Consider the following 16285-nt stretch of genomic DNA (forward strand, 5'->3'; position numbering starts at 1 on the left):
TTTCGCTTCACTTCAACCAAGCCTTCATGTAGCTCGAACGGCCGCTTGATAACTTGAATTTTCAACGAGAGGTATCCAATGACGCATACACCCGTTTTTCTTTGTACCAGCAGCATGTTGATCGCTACCGCGGCATTTTCCGTCGCCAGTTTTGCAGCAGACATACAGATCGGTTTTAGCGGCAAGACTTTCGCCTCCAGCGTCGTGCAATGCGCTGCAGACCCTAACGGTAGTGGTGAGCAAGTGCCGAGCGTGCAAGCCGGTTTATTCAACGCCAAGCCTGGTACTAGTGCCGGCGTTTTCGTGAACGGCTCGCGGCTGGCAGTCGTGACTACTGCCAATCCGAGCACCGGCGTAGCTCTCGCCGACGGCAACAACAGCGTGGTCGTGCGCATCAGCAAAAAAACCGCCGACCGATACGCTTTTACCGTACAACCCGGAATGTGCTTGCTTCCCGATACCTCGGGCAACACCTTCAGCAACGACGGCTCATTGGAATACGCGGCCAGCGGCAAGTCATACGCAACGGTCACGCCGGGTTGCGCGCTGAATCCGGCTACCGGCCTTAGCCAGCCTTACGTCAACGTGTTCGATAACGGCACTTATCTTTTGAACGTGTCTATCAACGGCACCCCGTTGACCCAGCTCAACGGCACCACTCGCCCTAAAACCCCGGTATTTTTGAGTGCCGGAACCAACGTCATTTCGTTAGCTAACGCTTATATATCCACCGACTATTTCATCCGCGATGGCGGAAGCGGCAATTGCACCTTGCCTTAAGGAGTCTTTCGGCCGCGCACTGCTGCCGATTGAACCTTTATTACAAATCGAACATTTACACCCGCCAACCCATAAAACATTCAATTGAGGCACATCATGAATAAACTAAATTTCGCCGCCGCGGCACTCAGCGTTTCCGGTTTATTGGGCAGCGCAATTGCCAACGCCAGTACCACCTACGGTACCTTGGGCAACTTCGACGTCTTCAACGATTCCACCAGCAATACCTATTACGGATTCGAAATCGAACTGGAAGGCATAGATCCTTCGGCAATCGCCAACTACAACGGCCAGTACTATACCTTTAGCAATTGGCACTACGGCTCCGGGCAAGTATCCGGCGGCAACGGCATCACCAGCATCCGCTATTTCGACGGCGGCGTACATAGCACCGTGCCGTATACCACAGCCATCACCAATACCGGCGGACACTCTTGTATTACGATTGCGGGCTGTGAGCACTTCGGCTTGGCCCTCAATCAAAACCCGACCGCCTCGCGTTACTATTGGCTGGATCAAAATGGCAATCGCAGCACTCCGGTCAACTTGATTGGCGCACCGATAGTCAACGTCGTGCAACCGCAACCGGCTCCCAACAACCCGGCACCGGTGGTGCAATTCGTGGTCGAAGCACCCGAGGCTCCGGAAGCGGAGCCGAACCAGCATTTTTCCGATGCGGTATGGGTAAAGGTCATGAAAACCGAACTGGATTTGGAACACAAAGCCGATTTGAACGACCTGATGGCCGACAATCCGGACCAGATCGCCGACGAGAACGACCCTAACGCAGTCGAAGTGGAATGGAAGCTGATGCAACGCGATTTGCGTTTGGCTGCCGACGACCCCAAAAACCTGCTCGATAGCGGCGAGCAAGAAGCCGGGGCTGATGCGGAACAAGTATTAAGGACCTACCAATACTTTGCGTTTACCGGCAGTTACGATCCGGAAAGCCACGAAGCATCTTGCGTGGAAATCGGTTCGTGCGAAGACGATCTCGCCAACGATCCGGCCAACATCGAGTTGTATGTCGGCAGGCTGCTAGGCCAACAAATGATCGCCGCCAATTTGGATGGCCCTATCGTCTTTCCGGCTCAAGTACCTGTTCCGGGAGCGGTTTGGTTGTTCGGTACCGCATTACTGGGTTGGTTGAGAGCTATTACTAAACGTTCGGCCTAGATACAAAATCCCCGGCCGATTCCTAGGGATAGGCCGGGGGCAATTCAAGTTCGCTTAGCCACGCTATGCACCGAATAGCCGCCACCGTTTAGACCGTAATTAGCCGGTGCAAAACGACTCCGCGTTACGCAAACGAATGATGAAGGGATGTTACTGATTGCCCGCAAGTTCCAGCGAAAGCGCCTTACAATCGCTAAGAATTAAATGATCGGGATCCACCGATAAGGCAAATGGAGCCACTTTCTTCAACGCGCTTAAACCGAGAATCTGACGCTCGGTGCCTTTGAATACCGCCGCCTCCACGTCGCGCACGATACAGCAGCAGCCGATGTTGAGTTTCGCGATGCGATAAATCGGCACAATCACATCGGACCCGTCGGCCATAACCCCCGAAACTTGTTTGACATAATCCACGTTTCCGCGCTCTTTAAGTAAATCGAGGGTAGCTTCGTTGATTGTTACATAATCGGAACCCGTATCGACCATCAAATCGTTCCCGGCGATTCCGTCAAATTCAACCTGAACATAAAAAGTCGCCGTACCCTTTTTGCTCATAGGCACCGTAGTGGCGAATTGACCCGCTTGGGCAAGAGGCAACCAAAAACACAAGCTAAACAAGGACAACCGGACGATTTGTGCAAACATGGTGATTCCGAAAATAAATTGCGCCACACTTGCAGCTTACCCAGCATATCGCATGCCATTAAAAAATATGTTTAATTACATTATCTTATAAAAAAACCGACTTTAGTCTCCGCACTTGCAAGCACCAAAAAAGAGCGTTATGATGAATAAAATGCACCATATCAATGCAAATCGAACAAACGGCTAGCGGAAAAAGAATTGCGAATTTAATATTGATTCGATATATTAATATCATTCCTTATTCACCTAAGGAATCCATGCGGGGGTTAACTTCATCAATCGACAGGGGTACTACTATCATGAAAAAAACAATTCAAATCACAAGCTTGCTTGCGGCTGTGGCAACGGCTTCAATTTCAACCAGCGCTTTTGCGGAAACCGACAACTGCAATTCCTTCTGGCCGAAACTACCCTACAATTGCGTATTACACCGCGGCAAGGCGCTTCCCGCCGAACGCGCGGACTTTTCCGCATTTGAAACGGGTACTACCAAAACCTCTTCTATCGACAAGGCTCACTACACGCATCGATCCATTTCCAGATACGCGGCAAAACAACTTCGCCCGCAATCGACCGAAGCCGAGAATAGATAATTTCAGCACTGTGTCGGAGTGCCGTAGTTGCCGACAAGCGCGTACTCAATCCTCTCATACAACATCCGACCGAACCCGTTGCTCACAATACCGCAGTCAATGTCGCCGACTTTGATTACCCGCATTTTAACCTTGAGCACCGCCGTCCAACCTGGCTAGAACCTAGCCAGGCACCGCCCGAAAAACAGCAATCGCCTAGCTTGCGGGTAGTAAACCCCGGCAAGAACATCTACGAAGCATACATCTCGGGATTGGCTCGACAGCAACTTAGGGAATGTCTATCTGCTGGGCCGCGCTAATAATGCCGTTGTCTTTTTGCACCGTGACCCAATGTTGGCCGGAAGCAAGTGCATCGGTCAGATAAATTGAAATGGCATTATTTTTCCAAACATCCGCCGCAAGCTCCTCGCCGTCCAACATGACTTTACCCATGATTTTGCCGAAACCAACCCCTTTTATTTTCAGTTGGTCGCCAGCTGACGTTTGTTTCCGGTTTATGCGACTGATCTTCGGCAATACGATGGAGGTTGATTTCAGCTCGATAGGTAAAGCTTCGTCGCTAAATTGATACTGGCCCAGACCTTTAATCATCCCAACCCCTTTGGCAACAAAATACGTCACGGCGACTTGCTGCGAGTTTACCGTCGAGCCGTCGAATACCGGCAGCACGGTGTCTTGAGCCACCTCGACCACATTCGCATACAGCCAATTTCCGACTGGGTATTGGTCATAGTACTGTTTGATCTCCCACCGTTCGGGCGATGCGACACTGGAATCATCCAAGTCCCGGCATTCGGAACTGCCGAACATTTTTGCACAAACGCTTCCCTGAAAATTCAGCGTAACGGGAGCTTGCGCACTGTAAACATAGCCGACTCCCAGGGTATCCAGATCGTTTCTATCCAAAAACCATTCGCTAGGCGGTGAAATTTGCGCAACCAAATCAGCTACGACTTTAGCCGTTACTCCGCCGGCTGCGACCGAAACTTTGAAGTCCGCCGTTTCGTCGCTGATCAAGATTTTTCCTTCGTCGCCCGACAGCAGATTTTCGACGATTTTCATACTGAATCGGCCGCCTGCGGTTCGCGTGCCCAAACGAGCCACTAAATTTCCGCTGATTTTGGCGGTTCTTTGCAAAGTTTTAGGATCTATCGTCAACAACAGATTGCCGAACTTCAAGCGCAGGCTGTCCAAACCTTGCAACTGGCCGCCGGTAATCACGATAGGTAGGCCATTATTGATGATATAAGTCCATTGCAATTTCAGCGGCTTGCCATTGTCCTTGTTCATGGTAACCGGCGAAAAAGAACCGTTGCCGCCCCATTCCGCCCACGCCAAGCCGCCGGCAAGCACCGCGGCCAGCAAAGAAAAAATAATGAATTGACGAATAAAACCTTTCATAGCCAACCTCCTGTTTGCGATAGCAACCGGCAAAAAGTAAAAGCCACACGTCAGCGCCGATAAATTAAACACAACATGTCACCCAGACCGCAACCTTAAGCCATCCTAACGACCATGAAGGCTTGGCAAATGTAAGGTAGTTTGGATAGGGGTCGAACTGACGCCCGCCCGAATTCGCACCTCCGGACAGTCTCCTCGCTTATCTCGCACACACGTCCCAACGTTCCACCTTCAGCCACAGGCACGGCCCGGACATCGTTTCTTTCGCCAAACGTGTTCGATGCGTTTCAGGCTTCGCCATCTCCCAGCAGGCTCGCCGCCGTGTCCCGCCGAATCGCGTTCGTCTCCGATTGCTCTCCACCCCGTTTCGCAACGACGCAGCTATCTTCAGCTACAGGGCCTTGGCATACCCTGACATGGACTTTCACCGTGCGATACGTGCGCGCCTTCACAAGCGCACTGGGCGCGACGTATAGTCGCGATGATGGCCTTGCGAATCGCGGCTATGTGTCGCTCCCACCATAACACTCATAGTAAGTTAAAGCCGTCAGGGAGGTGTTACTAAGGCAAGAGGAGCGGATGCCGGCAATACCGGCATCCGAAAACGGAGAAGAAAAAGGACGGATCGAGCTAACCTGTAGCCGACATAGCCGCCTTTTCCGAACGCACATAGGAGATAGGCGCGTCTTCGTCCGCATCGAACGACACCATTTCCCACGCATCTTTTTGTTCCAACATACGCAGCAGCAACTTGTTGTTTAATGCGTGACCGGATTTGAAGCCCTTATATTCGCCGATCAAGCTATGCCCCAACAAATACAGGTCGCCGATGGCGTCCAAAATTTTGTGTTTGACGAATTCGTCCGCGTAGCGCAAACCGTCCTCGTTCAAAATCTTGTCGTCGCCGACCACGATGGCGTTGTCCAAGCTGCCACCCAAGGCTAAATTGTTCTCGCGCAGAAACTCGAAATCGCGCATAAAACCGAAGGTACGGGCCCGGCTGACTTCCTTGACGAAAGTCGTTGTTGAAAAATCCATTACCGCGGTTTTCAAGTGGTCGCGAAAGGCCGGATGCTCGAAATCGATGGTAAATGTCAGCTTGAAACCGTCGAAAGGTTCGAACGCCGCCCATTTATCGCCGTCTTCCACTCGAACCGGACGCTTGATGCGAATGTATTTTTTCGGTGCGTTCTGCTCGACCACGCCGGCCGATTGCAGCAAAAACACGAACGGCCCGGCGCTGCCGTCCATAATGGGTACTTCAGGAGCGCTCAGATCAACCACAGCGTTATCGATACCCAGGCCGGCCATGGCCGACAGCAAATGTTCGACGGTCGATACTCGGATACCGTCTTGAATCAACGTGGTCGACAACTTGGTTTCGCCGACGTTTTCCGGACGAGCCGCAATCACGACCGGTTGGTCCAAATCGACGCGGCGGAATCGGATTCCGCTGTTCGGCTCGCCCGGATGCAAGGTCAAAAGGATCTTGTCACCTGTATGCAAACCGACGCCGGTGGCTCGGATGGTGTTTTTCAGTGTGCGTTGTTTGATCATGAATAACGGCTATGAGAATGCAACGAAAAAACCGGGAAGTCTACCATAAAGCTCAAGGCAACTTCCCGTGCGAATTTTGATCGTCTAGTCCGCCTGCCGGCGCAAAAATGCCGGTACATCCAAGTAATCCAAATCGCCGTCGGCTCTAGGTTGCGCGCCGAAACGACTCTCTCTTGTAGCGGCTTCCGATCTTTGTTGCCGGATAACGGTCGGCTTTTCCAGCTGGTCGTAATTCACTTCGCCGGCCGCGACTTTTTGCACCAATTTGATAGGCGCATTCGCCCGCATTTTTTCGCCCATGCCGGTAGCGACCACGGTCACCTTGATCTGATTGCCCATATCGGGATTGACCGCCATACCGATTTTGATGTCGGCATCGTCAGAGGCGAACGCATGCATGATACTGCCGATTTCGTCGAATTCGTTCAAGCCCAGATCGCCGCATGACGTTACGTTGACCAGAATACCGCGCGCGCCTTGCAAATTGATGTCTTCCAGCAACGGGCAAGCAATCGCTTTTTCCGCCGCCAAGCGGGCGCGGTTTTCGCCGCTGGCGATACCTGTACCCATAATCGCGCTGCCCATATTGGTCATCACGGTGGTCAAGTCGGCGAAGTCGACATTGATCATGCCGGGATGGGTAATCAGTTCGGTAATACCTTGCACCGCATCCAGCAGCACGTCGTTGGCCACCTTGAACGCCTCTACCAGTGAGCGGTTGTTACCCAAGGTCGGCAACAGTTTTTGATTAGGAATCACGATCAACGAATCGACCAGCTTCTCCAGATCGCGCAAGCCGTTATCGGCCACGCCTTTTTTCTTGGCACCTTCGAATTCGAACGGTTTGGACACTACCGCTACCGTCAACACCCCCATCGATTTAGCTTCTTCGGCGAACACCGTAATCGCACCGGTACCGGTGCCACCACCCATGCCGGCGGTCAAAAACACCATGTCGGCGCCGTCGATGACTTCGCGAATCCGCTCGCGAGTTTCTTCGGCCGCCGCGCGTCCAACCTCGGGACGGGTCCCGGCACCTAAACCTTTAGTCAATTCGGAGCCCAATTGCACGATGGTGTCGACATTCATTTGCCTTAACGCCTGCGCATCGGTATTAGCGCAGATAAATTGCACGCCGTCGATGCCGGTTTCGATCATGTGGTTGACGGCATTGCCGCCGCCTCCACCAACACCGACGACCTTTATCACGGCACTACCTATGTTATCCATCAATTCGTACTTCATTTTCACACCCTCCGAACACACTAGTTGTATTTGCTTAAATTAAAAATTTCCTTGAAACCAATTTTTGATGGTTGCCCACAAATTTCCGCCTTCGTCGTTCAACCCCAAAGCCCGCCCGTGATGATCCTTGCCATAGACCAATAACCCCACCGCGGTGGAATAAATTGGATTTTGCGCCACATCGGTCAACCCGGACACGTGCAGCGGCGTCCCTAAACGAACCGGCATATGGAAAATTTCTTCCGCCAATTCGGTCAGTCCCCGTACTTGCGAACTACCGCCGGTAATCACCATGCCGGCGGCAATCAAATCCTCGTATCCGCTACGGCGCAATTCGGCTTGCACCAGCAGCATCAATTCTTCGTAACGCGGCTCTACGATTTCCGCCAGGTTTTGCGCGGAAATTTTGCGCGGCTCGCGGTCGCCGATACTCGGCACGTTGATCATTTGCTGGGGGTCGGCCATGTCGGTCAACGCGCAGGCGAATTGGCGCTTGATTTCTTCGGCATTTTTGGTCGGCGTGCGTAACGCCACCGCGATGTCGTTGGTGACCTGATCGCCGGCAATAGGAATCACCGCAGTGTGCTTGATCGCGCCTTCCGAATAAATCGCAATGTCCGTAGTGCCGCCGCCGATATCGATCAGGCACACGCCCAAGTCTTTTTCGTCGTCGGTCAAGACAGCCGAGCACGATGCCAACTGCTCCAATACGATGTCATCCACGTCCAAACCGCAACGGCGAATGCACTTGACTATGTTTTGCTCGGCGCTGACGCTGCTGGTCACCATGTGCACCTTGGCTTCCAAACGGATGCCGGACATGCCTATCGGCTCTTTGATGCCCTCCTGCTGGTCTATCACGAACTCCTGCGGCAGGATGTGCAGGATTTTCTGATCCGCCGGTATCGCCACCGCCCGCGCGGAGTCGATCACGCGGTCGATGTCGTGCTGAGTTACTTCCTTTTCCTTGATCGCGACGATACCGTGCGAATTCAGGCTTTTGATGTGGCTGCCGGCAATACCGGCAAATACCGATTTAATCTGGCAACCGGCCATTAACTCGGCTTCTTCCACCGCCCGCTGAATCGAATGCACGGTAGATTCCAAATTAACCACGATGCCTTTTTTCAACCCTTTGGACGGCGCCGTGCCTATGCCGATCACTTCGATCTCATCTCCGCCACGGTATTCTCCGACTATGGCCGCGACTTTCGACGTGCCGATGTCCAGCCCCACAAGTAAATTTCGATCAGTCTTTTTGGCCATGTTATTGCTCTAGTAAGCCTACAGTTTCAATTATGTATTCGTTAAATGCACCGGCAACCGGATGATCAATAAGCGGCATGTGCCACCTGCTTCCAGTCGATCGGCGGCGCGTCCGGCTTCCAGGTCACCGCATAACCGTTGGGATAGCGCGTGTCCACGCTCGCCATCATTCCGACCCGTTCGGCGCCTATCAAGTCGATAGTCCGCAAAAAACGCTGCATGCTCTCCAGCGGCGCCTTGCGTCCCAACTGCATTTCCATGCCGTTAGCCAATTTGATCCGCCACGCCCGCCGTTCGTTAACGTGAAATTCGGCCAATTGCATGGATTTATCCCGCAGCACTAGATAAACGCCCTTCATGATTTCCAATAATTTTTTCTCCTGGCCGGCCGGCCCGGTAATCAACGGCAAATTCTTAAATTCCGCGGTGTCGTCCGGCAGCAAAATATCGCCTTGTTTGTTTAACAAGGCCTTATCGCCCCAGCGGACGATAGGCTTCTCTTCCACGATTTTGATATGCACCGCATCCGGCCACACCCGCTTTACATCCACTTTGGCAACCAACGGCAAACTGCTCAGCGACTCCTGCACGGTATCCATGTCGGCGTGATAAAAGCCGCGCTTCAGTTCCGGAGTCAGAAGTTGCTTTAATTTATCCTTATTGGTGTACTGAAACGCCCCTTCGATCCTGACGTAACGGATAGGCCGGCTGGCGGCGTCGGTCGCGTGCCATTGCCGCCAGCCCAAGCCGAGCAATAAAGCCGCTATCACGGCAAATCCGAATGCTCTTATCAGCCGCATGTATCCGCCACGCTGGTTTCCAATATGCGCCAGACCAGTTGCTCGAAATCGACCCCTAACGCTTTCGCCGCCATCGGCACCAAACTGTGATCCGTCATGCCCGGCACCGTATTGACCTCGATCAACTGCGGCTCACCGTCTTTGTCCAGGAAACAGTCGACTCGCCCCCACCCCTTAACGCCTACCACCTCGCAAGCCGTCAACGCCAACGCTTTGAGGCGTTCTTCGGCTTGCGCGTCCAAACCGCAAGGGCAGTGGTATTGGGTAGTGTCCGCTCGATACTTGGCGTCGAAGTCGTAAAATGTGTGCGGCGTTTCCAGCCGAATCGCCGGCAAGGCCTCGCCGTCCAAAATTCCGACGGTGTATTCCTTGCCCTCTATCCATTGTTCCGCGTACACGTCGCAACCGTATTGACTGGCCAATTGCTGCGCCGCCAGCAATTCGCCGCGGTCATTGGCTTTACTCATGCCGATACTGGAGCCCTCCAACGCCGGCTTGACGATGACTGGAAACCCCAGCGCATCAATGCATGCATCGATGTCGCTTGCGTCTTTCAACACAAACCATTTCGGAGTCGGCAAGCCCATCGCCTGCCAACACAGCTTGGTCCGTAATTTGTCCATGCTCAAGGCGGACGCCAACACGCCCGAGCCGGTATAAGGCAGTTCCAAGGCTTGCAATATCGCTTGCAACACGCCGTCTTCACCGCCGCGGCCGTGCACAATGTTAAATACCCGGTCGAATCCTTGATCTTGCAAAGCCCGGATCGGACTGCCGGTCAGATCGATCGCGACCGCATCGACCCCTTGGGCCTGCAACGCCAGAAAAACCGCTTTGCCGCTGATCAAGGAAATCTCCCGCTCGGCGGCGGTGCCGCCCATCAATACCGCCACTTTGCCGAACTCGGCGGCGTTATGAATTTTCAATGCTTTCATATTTTGTCACCTATCCGGCACACTTCGGTTTGCAAGGCGACGCCGAATTGGTTACGCACCCGATCTTGGATATGTTCGATTAAGGTTTCGATATCCGCGGCGGTCGCATCGCCGCGGTTTTCGATGAAATTCGCGTGTTTTTCCGACACCATCGCCCCACCGACGCTAAAACCTTTCAAACCGCAGGCTTCTATCAAACGCGCGGCAAAATCTCCGGGGGGATTTTTAAACACCGACCCGCAGGTCGGTTTATTGGTCGGTTGGCTGGCATTGCGTTTGTCCAGCAAGGTCTTGATCTGCGTCTGGCTGGCTTGACTATCGCCTGATTGCAGACGCAACTGCGCCGACAAAAACCATTCTTCCGGCAAGCCTCTCACCGAGCGATAAGCCACTTCGAACTCGTCTGTACCGCGCTCCAAAATTTGCCCGTGCCGGTTCACCATCTCGACCCGCTCGACGATACGCCAGGTTTCGCCGCCGAACGCGCCGGCATTCATCGCCAAAGCCCCGCCCATGGTGCCGGGGATGCCTGCCAGAAACTCCGCGCCGGTCAGGCCCAAATCGCTACAAAACCGGGCGACGTGAGCGCAAGGCACGCCGGCCTCGACATACACCCGGCCGGAATCGATTAAGTGCATGTCTTTCAATTTATTGCGGGTATTGATGACCGTACCTTTGACGCCGCCGTCGCGGACCAACAAGTTGCTGCCTAAACCTATCCACACCAAGGGTTCGCCCGCCGGCAGGCTAGCGATGAACCTCACCAAATCGGCTTTGCTGTCCGGGATGTACATCCGACGTGCCGGGCCGCCCACCCGCCAACTGGTGTATTTGGACAAGGGCTCGTCGCTCAGCAGCGTTCCGCGCCAGATTTCGGCCGCCATCATGCCAAAGCCTCCTGTAATTTCGCCGGCAACTCGGCCGCGATCTGGCCTACGTTACCGGCGCCCATTGTCAATATCACATCGTCTTTTTGCACGATGCCGGCCAAAATCTGCGGCAAGTCATCGCGGTGTTGCACAAATACCGGATCGACTTGGCCGCGAACCCGAATCGAACGACTCAAGGCTTTGCCGTCCGCGCCGGTAATCGGCGCCTCTCCGGCGGCATACACGTCCAGCAGGATCAACACGTCGACGCCCGACAACACGTCGACAAAATCTTCGAATAAGTCGCGTGTGCGCGTGTATCGATGCGGCTGAAACACCACCACCTTGCGCCGCTGCGGCCAAGCTTGCGCCAGCGCCTCCAAGGTGGCCGCCAATTCGCGCGGATGATGGCCGTAATCATCGACCAAGGTCAGCATGCCGCCGTCGAAAGCCACATCGCCGTTGATTTGAAAACGCCGGCCCACGCCTTTGAATTCCGCCAAGCTGCGCACTATCGCGTCGTCGTCCACGCCCAAGGCGGTGGCGATGGTGGTAGCCGCCAGCGCATTCAGCATGTTGTGCCAGCCGGGCAGGTTCAGGGTAACCTTTAACGGCGGCAAATCGCCCCAGCGCAACACGGTAAAATGAGTACGCAATCCGTCTTGATGGACGTCAACCGCTCGCACGTCGGCTTTTTCGTCAATGCCGTAGGTTTTGACCGGTTTGGATATGCCCGGCAGAATGTCGCAAACGCCCGTATCGTCTATGCACAACACCGCCAGACCGTAAAACGGCAACTGATGCAGAAATTTGACGAAGGTGTCCTTCAAACGCTCGTAATTGCCGCCGTAGGTTTCCATGTGATCCTGGTCGATGTTGGTCACAATCGCCATCATCGGCTGCAGAAACAAAAACGACGCATCGCTTTCGTCGGCTTCGGCCACCAAATATTTGCCCAATCCCAATTTGGCGTTGGCCCCCACGCTGTTCAAGCGCCCGCCGATCACGAAAGTCGGATCGAAACCGCCCTCGGCCAGCATCATCGTGGTCAAACTGGTGGTAGTGGTTTTGCCGTGGGTACCGGCCACCGCGATGCCGAAGCGAAAACGCATCAACTCCGCCAACATTTCCGCGCGCGGAATCACCGGGATACGGTTTTCGTAGGCGGCGACGACTTCCGGGTTAGTTTTATCGACCGCCGTCGAAGTCACGACCACGTCGACTCCGGCCACGTTTTGTTGGGTATGCCCGAAATGAACAGTTATTCCCAAGGCTTCCAGCCTATCGGTTACCGCGGAAGCCTTGATGTCGGAACCGGACACCGTATAGCCCAAATTCGACAGCACTTCGGCAATCCCGCTCATACCGGTGCCGCCGATTCCGACGAAGTGGATCTTGTCGATATCGCCCAACGTTTGGGTGGGCATGTGCATCAACGGCCGGTTCATCGCGCCGCCTCCTGCACGCAAATATCGGCAACCGCCTGGGTTGCATCGGGTTTGGCCAAACTTTTGGCCGCCCGGCTCATGGCCTGCAAGGAGTTTCTGACCCTGTCGATGGCGTCGCTCAAGCTATGCTCGTTCAATTCCGCTTGATCCAATACGATGGCCGCACCGGCACCGCTCAGGTAACGCGCGTTGGCGGTCTGATGATCGTCGATGGCGTGCGGAAACGGTACGAAAATAGCCGGTAAACCGCAGGCCGCGACTTCGCTCACCGTCATGGCACCGGAACGGCAGATAATCAAATCCGCCCAGCGGTAGACTTGCGGCATATCCTCGAAAAAGGCCGCCACCTCAGCCGCCACACCTAATTGCCGATAACGCTCGGCTACCGCGTCCCGCATTAAATCGCCGGTTTGGTGCTTGACTTCCAAGCGTTCCAGGCCACCCAACACCTCGGGCACGGTTTCGTTCAGCGCTTTGGCCCCCTGGCTACCGCCCAACACCATGATGCGTAACGGACGCGCCTTTGCGAATTTGCGTTCCTCTGCCGGTTGCAAGTCGGCGAATGCTTGCCGCAACGGGTTGCCGGTGCAAATCGCATTGATTTCGGCGGCAAAACTATTCGGAAACGCCTCCAACACTCGGCTGGCCGCCAATTTCACCAACCAGCGGTTAGTAGTGCCGGGGATACGATTTTGTTCGTGCACGACCAAAGGAATATGCAGCCATTTCGCCATCAATCCGCCCGGCCCGGCTACGAACCCGCCCATGCCCAACACCACGTCCGGTTTACGATGTTTCAAAATTCGCCGCGCTTGCAGACAAGCGGTCATCAATCCGGCGAGCGCCGAGGCCTTGGCAACCGGACCTTTACCGCGTATACCTTCTACCGAAAGCCAATCGATCTCGAACTCGCGTTCCGGCACTACCCGGCTTTCCAAGCCTTTGCGGGTTCCCAGCCAGCTGACCTGCCAGCCGCGAGACCGCATTTCTTCCGCAACCGCCAAAGCGGGAAACACATGGCCGCCGGTTCCCCCCGCCATGATTACGATACGACCGCTCATCGCTTTATCCCCTTGACGTTACTTTTTTGAAGTTCGGTGACTTCGAAATGAATGCGAAACAGCACCGCAACCGCGCCGCACATGACGATCATGCTACCGCCGCCATAACTCATCAGCGGCAAGGTCAAACCTTTGGTTGGCAATATGCCCATATTGACGCCCATGTTGACGAAGGCCTGAAAACCGAACCAAATCGCCAAACCGTAGGCCACCAGCGCGGAAAAATATTCGCCGACCTTCTCGGCTTGCTCGCCGATAGCGAAACCGCGCAACACCAAGGCGCTAAACAAGGCTATTACCAGCACAACGCCGACCAAGCCCAATTCTTCGCCCAATACCGAGAACAAAAAGTCGGTGTGCGCTTCCGGTAAATAAAACAGTTTTTGCAAGCCGTTACCCAAACCGACGCCGGTCACTTCGCCGCGTCCGAACGAAATCAAGGCCTGCGTCAATTGATAGCCGCTATCGCGGGCGTGTTCCCAGGGCTCCAGGAAGCCGACTACCCGTTCCCAGCGATAAGGCGAGGTGTAAGCCAGGGCCGCCGCCGCGGCCGAAACCAGCACGACCAGCAACACGAACGGCGACAATCGGGCGCCACCTAAAAACATCATGCCCATGGCGATAATCAGTATCACCACCGCCGAGCCGAAATCGGGTTCCATCAACAACAACACGCAAGCCACCGAGAACAGCAACAAGGGCCTGACCAGGCCAAACAGCGATTTACGCACGTGCTCGCCATGTCTGGTGATGTAGCCGGCCATGTAGACGACCGCAATGAATTTCATCACTTCGGAAACCTGAATGCGCAAGCCGAACAGCGATAGCCAACGCACGCTACCGTTAACCCTGACGCCTATGCCAGGCACCAATACCACCAACAACAACAGCAAGCCGGCAATGAACAAGGGCTGACCTATTTTGTGCCAAGTCTTCATCGGCACGTTCATCATAGCGGCCGCAACCACTAAGCCGATCAAGATATGCGCCAACTGCTTAATCGGATAATTCGACAAGTCTTCCGCCACCTTCACGCCCATGTGCATGGAAGAAGAAGCAACCATCACAAAACCCAAGCCCAGCAGGCACAGACAAGCCGTCAACAGGGTTTCATCGACGTGATAGCGTTGTTTTGCCATTAGCCTAACTCCAACACCGCTTCGGCAAACTTGTTACCCCGGTCGGCGTAACTTTTGAATTGATCCAGACTGGCGCAAGCCGGCGACAATAAAACGCTATCGCCAACTTCGGCCAGTGAGGCCGCAATTTTCACGGCCTGCTTGATATCGCCGGCTTGATAAGTCGGTACGCAACCTTGCAAGGCCCGTTCCATCAATAAGGCATCTTTACCCATTACCACTACGGCTTTGGCTTTTTCGCTGACTACCGGCTGCAGCTCGCTCATGTCCGCACCCTTGGCGTCGCCGCCGGCAATCAGGATCACTTTGCGTTCGTAGCCTTGCAGCGCGGCGACGCAGGCGCCGATATTGGTAGCCTTGGAATCGTTGACCCAGCGCACGCCGTGCAGCTCGGCCACTTTTTGCATCCTGTGAGGTAAGCCTTTAAATTTGCGCAAGGCCCGGCACATCGCATTCAGGTCCATGCCGATCGCGTGTCCCAGCGCCAACGCCGCCAATGCATTGGCAATATTATGGCTACCCTCTAAATTCAACTCGTCCGCGGCCATTAATTGTTGCTCTTCCCACATCAGCCAATCGACGGACTCGCAACGGCGCAAATAAAAATCGGCCCGCTCTCTGACCGAGAAGGTCAAACACCGCCGGCTCTGATCGCGCATGGCCGACACCACCGGGTCGTCGGCATTCAACACCATGACGCCGTCACCGCAATATACCCGCTGTTTTTCGGCGGCGTATTCGGCCATGTCGCGGTGGCGATCCAAGTGATCGGCGCTGACATTCAAAACGGTTGCCGCCGCCGCGTTCAGCAAGCGGGTGCGTTCGAGTTGAAAACTGGACAACTCCAGCACATATAAATCGGCTTGTTGTTGCAACAGGTCCAACGCCGGCGTGCCCAAATTCCCCCCGATCGCGGTTTTAAAACCGGCCGCTTGACCCATGTCGCCCAACATGGTCGTTACGGTACTTTTACCGTTGGAGCCCGTGATTGCCAGCACCGGTTTCTCGGTCGCGCAGGCAAACAAATCGATGTCGCTCAGTACGGTCACCCCTGCTTGCACCGCCCTGCAGATCACTTTTTCGTTTAAAGACACGCCGGGGCTGATCAGCATATGGGTAGCGACGTCGAACGCAGCCTGATCGAAACCGCCGGTAAACACCGGTACGTCCGGCATCTGTTCGCGGAAACTTTCGATTTGCGGCGGCTGCCGGCGGCTGTCGACGATGGCGAACTTAATCGGCGTGTGCTGCAGGAACTGAGCGGCGGAGTATCCGGTAGCCCCTAAACCCACGATCAACAGGCGCGCGCTGTCGGCATGCAATCCGAAGTGCGTCGCCAATTTGTCGAGTAACCCACCGGTATCCATCGT

At 54.6% G+C, this 16285-nt stretch carries 15 protein-coding genes; 3 read left to right on the forward strand and 12 right to left on the reverse strand.

Annotated elements, in window-relative coordinates; genetic code table 11:
* The first annotated feature begins 78 nt into the window (after positions 1-78).
* Complete coding sequence (locus F1E05_RS16630) at positions 79-780, forward strand: hypothetical protein (RefSeq protein ID WP_232056689.1); 702 nt, start codon at positions 79-81, stop codon at positions 778-780.
* A gap of 96 nt (positions 781-876) precedes the next feature.
* Positions 877-1956, forward strand: a complete 1080-nt coding sequence (locus tag F1E05_RS16635; protein ID WP_150050427.1) for a hypothetical protein — start codon at positions 877-879, stop codon at positions 1954-1956.
* Between the two features lie 150 nt (positions 1957-2106).
* Here the strand turns inward: F1E05_RS16635 and F1E05_RS16640 are convergent, their stop codons facing one another.
* Positions 2107-2601: a retroviral-like aspartic protease family protein gene (locus F1E05_RS16640; protein ID WP_150050429.1), complete on the reverse strand. Its 495-nt coding sequence runs from the start codon at positions 2599-2601 to the stop codon at positions 2107-2109.
* A 299-nt stretch (positions 2602-2900) separates the two neighbouring features.
* Between F1E05_RS16640 and F1E05_RS16645 the strand changes: the two genes are divergently transcribed.
* Entirely contained in the window at positions 2901-3194 is a 294-nt protein-coding gene (locus F1E05_RS16645) for a hypothetical protein (RefSeq protein ID WP_190303174.1), read from the forward strand.
* A gap of 267 nt (positions 3195-3461) precedes the next feature.
* On the opposite strand, the gene F1E05_RS16650 is transcribed toward F1E05_RS16645, so the two are convergent.
* The 11 genes from F1E05_RS16650 to murD form a co-directional block, all read right to left on the reverse strand.
* Positions 3462-4595, reverse strand: a complete 1134-nt coding sequence (locus F1E05_RS16650) for an IPT/TIG domain-containing protein (RefSeq protein ID WP_150050433.1) — start codon at positions 4593-4595, stop codon at positions 3462-3464.
* Positions 4596-5225: 630 nt separating this feature from the next.
* Complete coding sequence (lpxC, locus tag F1E05_RS16655; RefSeq protein WP_150050435.1) at positions 5226-6152, reverse strand: UDP-3-O-acyl-N-acetylglucosamine deacetylase; 927 nt, start codon at positions 6150-6152, stop codon at positions 5226-5228.
* Positions 6153-6236: 84 nt separating this feature from the next.
* Positions 6237-7397 (reverse strand): cell division protein FtsZ, encoded by a 1161-nt coding sequence (gene ftsZ, locus F1E05_RS16660; protein ID WP_150050437.1) that lies wholly within the window; start codon positions 7395-7397, stop codon positions 6237-6239.
* 39 nt (positions 7398-7436) lie between these two features.
* Complete coding sequence (ftsA, locus tag F1E05_RS16665; protein ID WP_150050439.1) at positions 7437-8663, reverse strand: cell division protein FtsA; 1227 nt, start codon at positions 8661-8663, stop codon at positions 7437-7439.
* A gap of 65 nt (positions 8664-8728) precedes the next feature.
* On the reverse strand, positions 8729-9463 hold the full coding sequence (locus tag F1E05_RS16670; RefSeq protein WP_150050441.1) for a cell division protein FtsQ/DivIB: 735 nt from the start codon (positions 9461-9463) through the stop codon (positions 8729-8731).
* Entirely contained in the window at positions 9454-10398 is a 945-nt protein-coding gene (locus F1E05_RS16675; protein ID WP_150050443.1) for a D-alanine--D-alanine ligase, read from the reverse strand. Before F1E05_RS16675 ends, F1E05_RS16670 begins: the two co-directional genes overlap by 10 nt.
* Positions 10395-11285, reverse strand: a complete 891-nt coding sequence (gene murB / locus F1E05_RS16680) for a UDP-N-acetylmuramate dehydrogenase (RefSeq protein ID WP_150050445.1) — start codon at positions 11283-11285, stop codon at positions 10395-10397. The genes F1E05_RS16675 and murB overlap by 4 nt, the downstream gene beginning before the upstream one ends.
* Positions 11282-12715: a UDP-N-acetylmuramate--L-alanine ligase gene (gene murC / locus F1E05_RS16685; RefSeq protein WP_408631320.1), complete on the reverse strand. Its 1434-nt coding sequence runs from the start codon at positions 12713-12715 to the stop codon at positions 11282-11284. Before murC ends, murB begins: the two co-directional genes overlap by 4 nt.
* On the reverse strand, positions 12712-13776 hold the full coding sequence (gene murG / locus F1E05_RS16690; protein ID WP_150050447.1) for an undecaprenyldiphospho-muramoylpentapeptide beta-N-acetylglucosaminyltransferase: 1065 nt from the start codon (positions 13774-13776) through the stop codon (positions 12712-12714). Before murG ends, murC begins: the two co-directional genes overlap by 4 nt.
* On the reverse strand, positions 13773-14915 hold the full coding sequence (gene ftsW / locus F1E05_RS16695; RefSeq protein ID WP_150050449.1) for a putative lipid II flippase FtsW: 1143 nt from the start codon (positions 14913-14915) through the stop codon (positions 13773-13775). Before ftsW ends, murG begins: the two co-directional genes overlap by 4 nt.
* Positions 14915-16282, reverse strand: coding sequence for a UDP-N-acetylmuramoyl-L-alanine--D-glutamate ligase (gene murD / locus F1E05_RS16700; RefSeq protein WP_150050451.1), 1368 nt, complete (start codon positions 16280-16282; stop codon positions 14915-14917). Before murD ends, ftsW begins: the two co-directional genes overlap by 1 nt.
* Positions 16283-16285: the final 3 nt, after the last annotated feature.

The sequence above is a fragment of the Methylomonas rhizoryzae genome (assembly GCF_008632455.1).
Lineage (GTDB): Bacteria > Pseudomonadota > Gammaproteobacteria > Methylococcales > Methylomonadaceae > Methylomonas > Methylomonas rhizoryzae.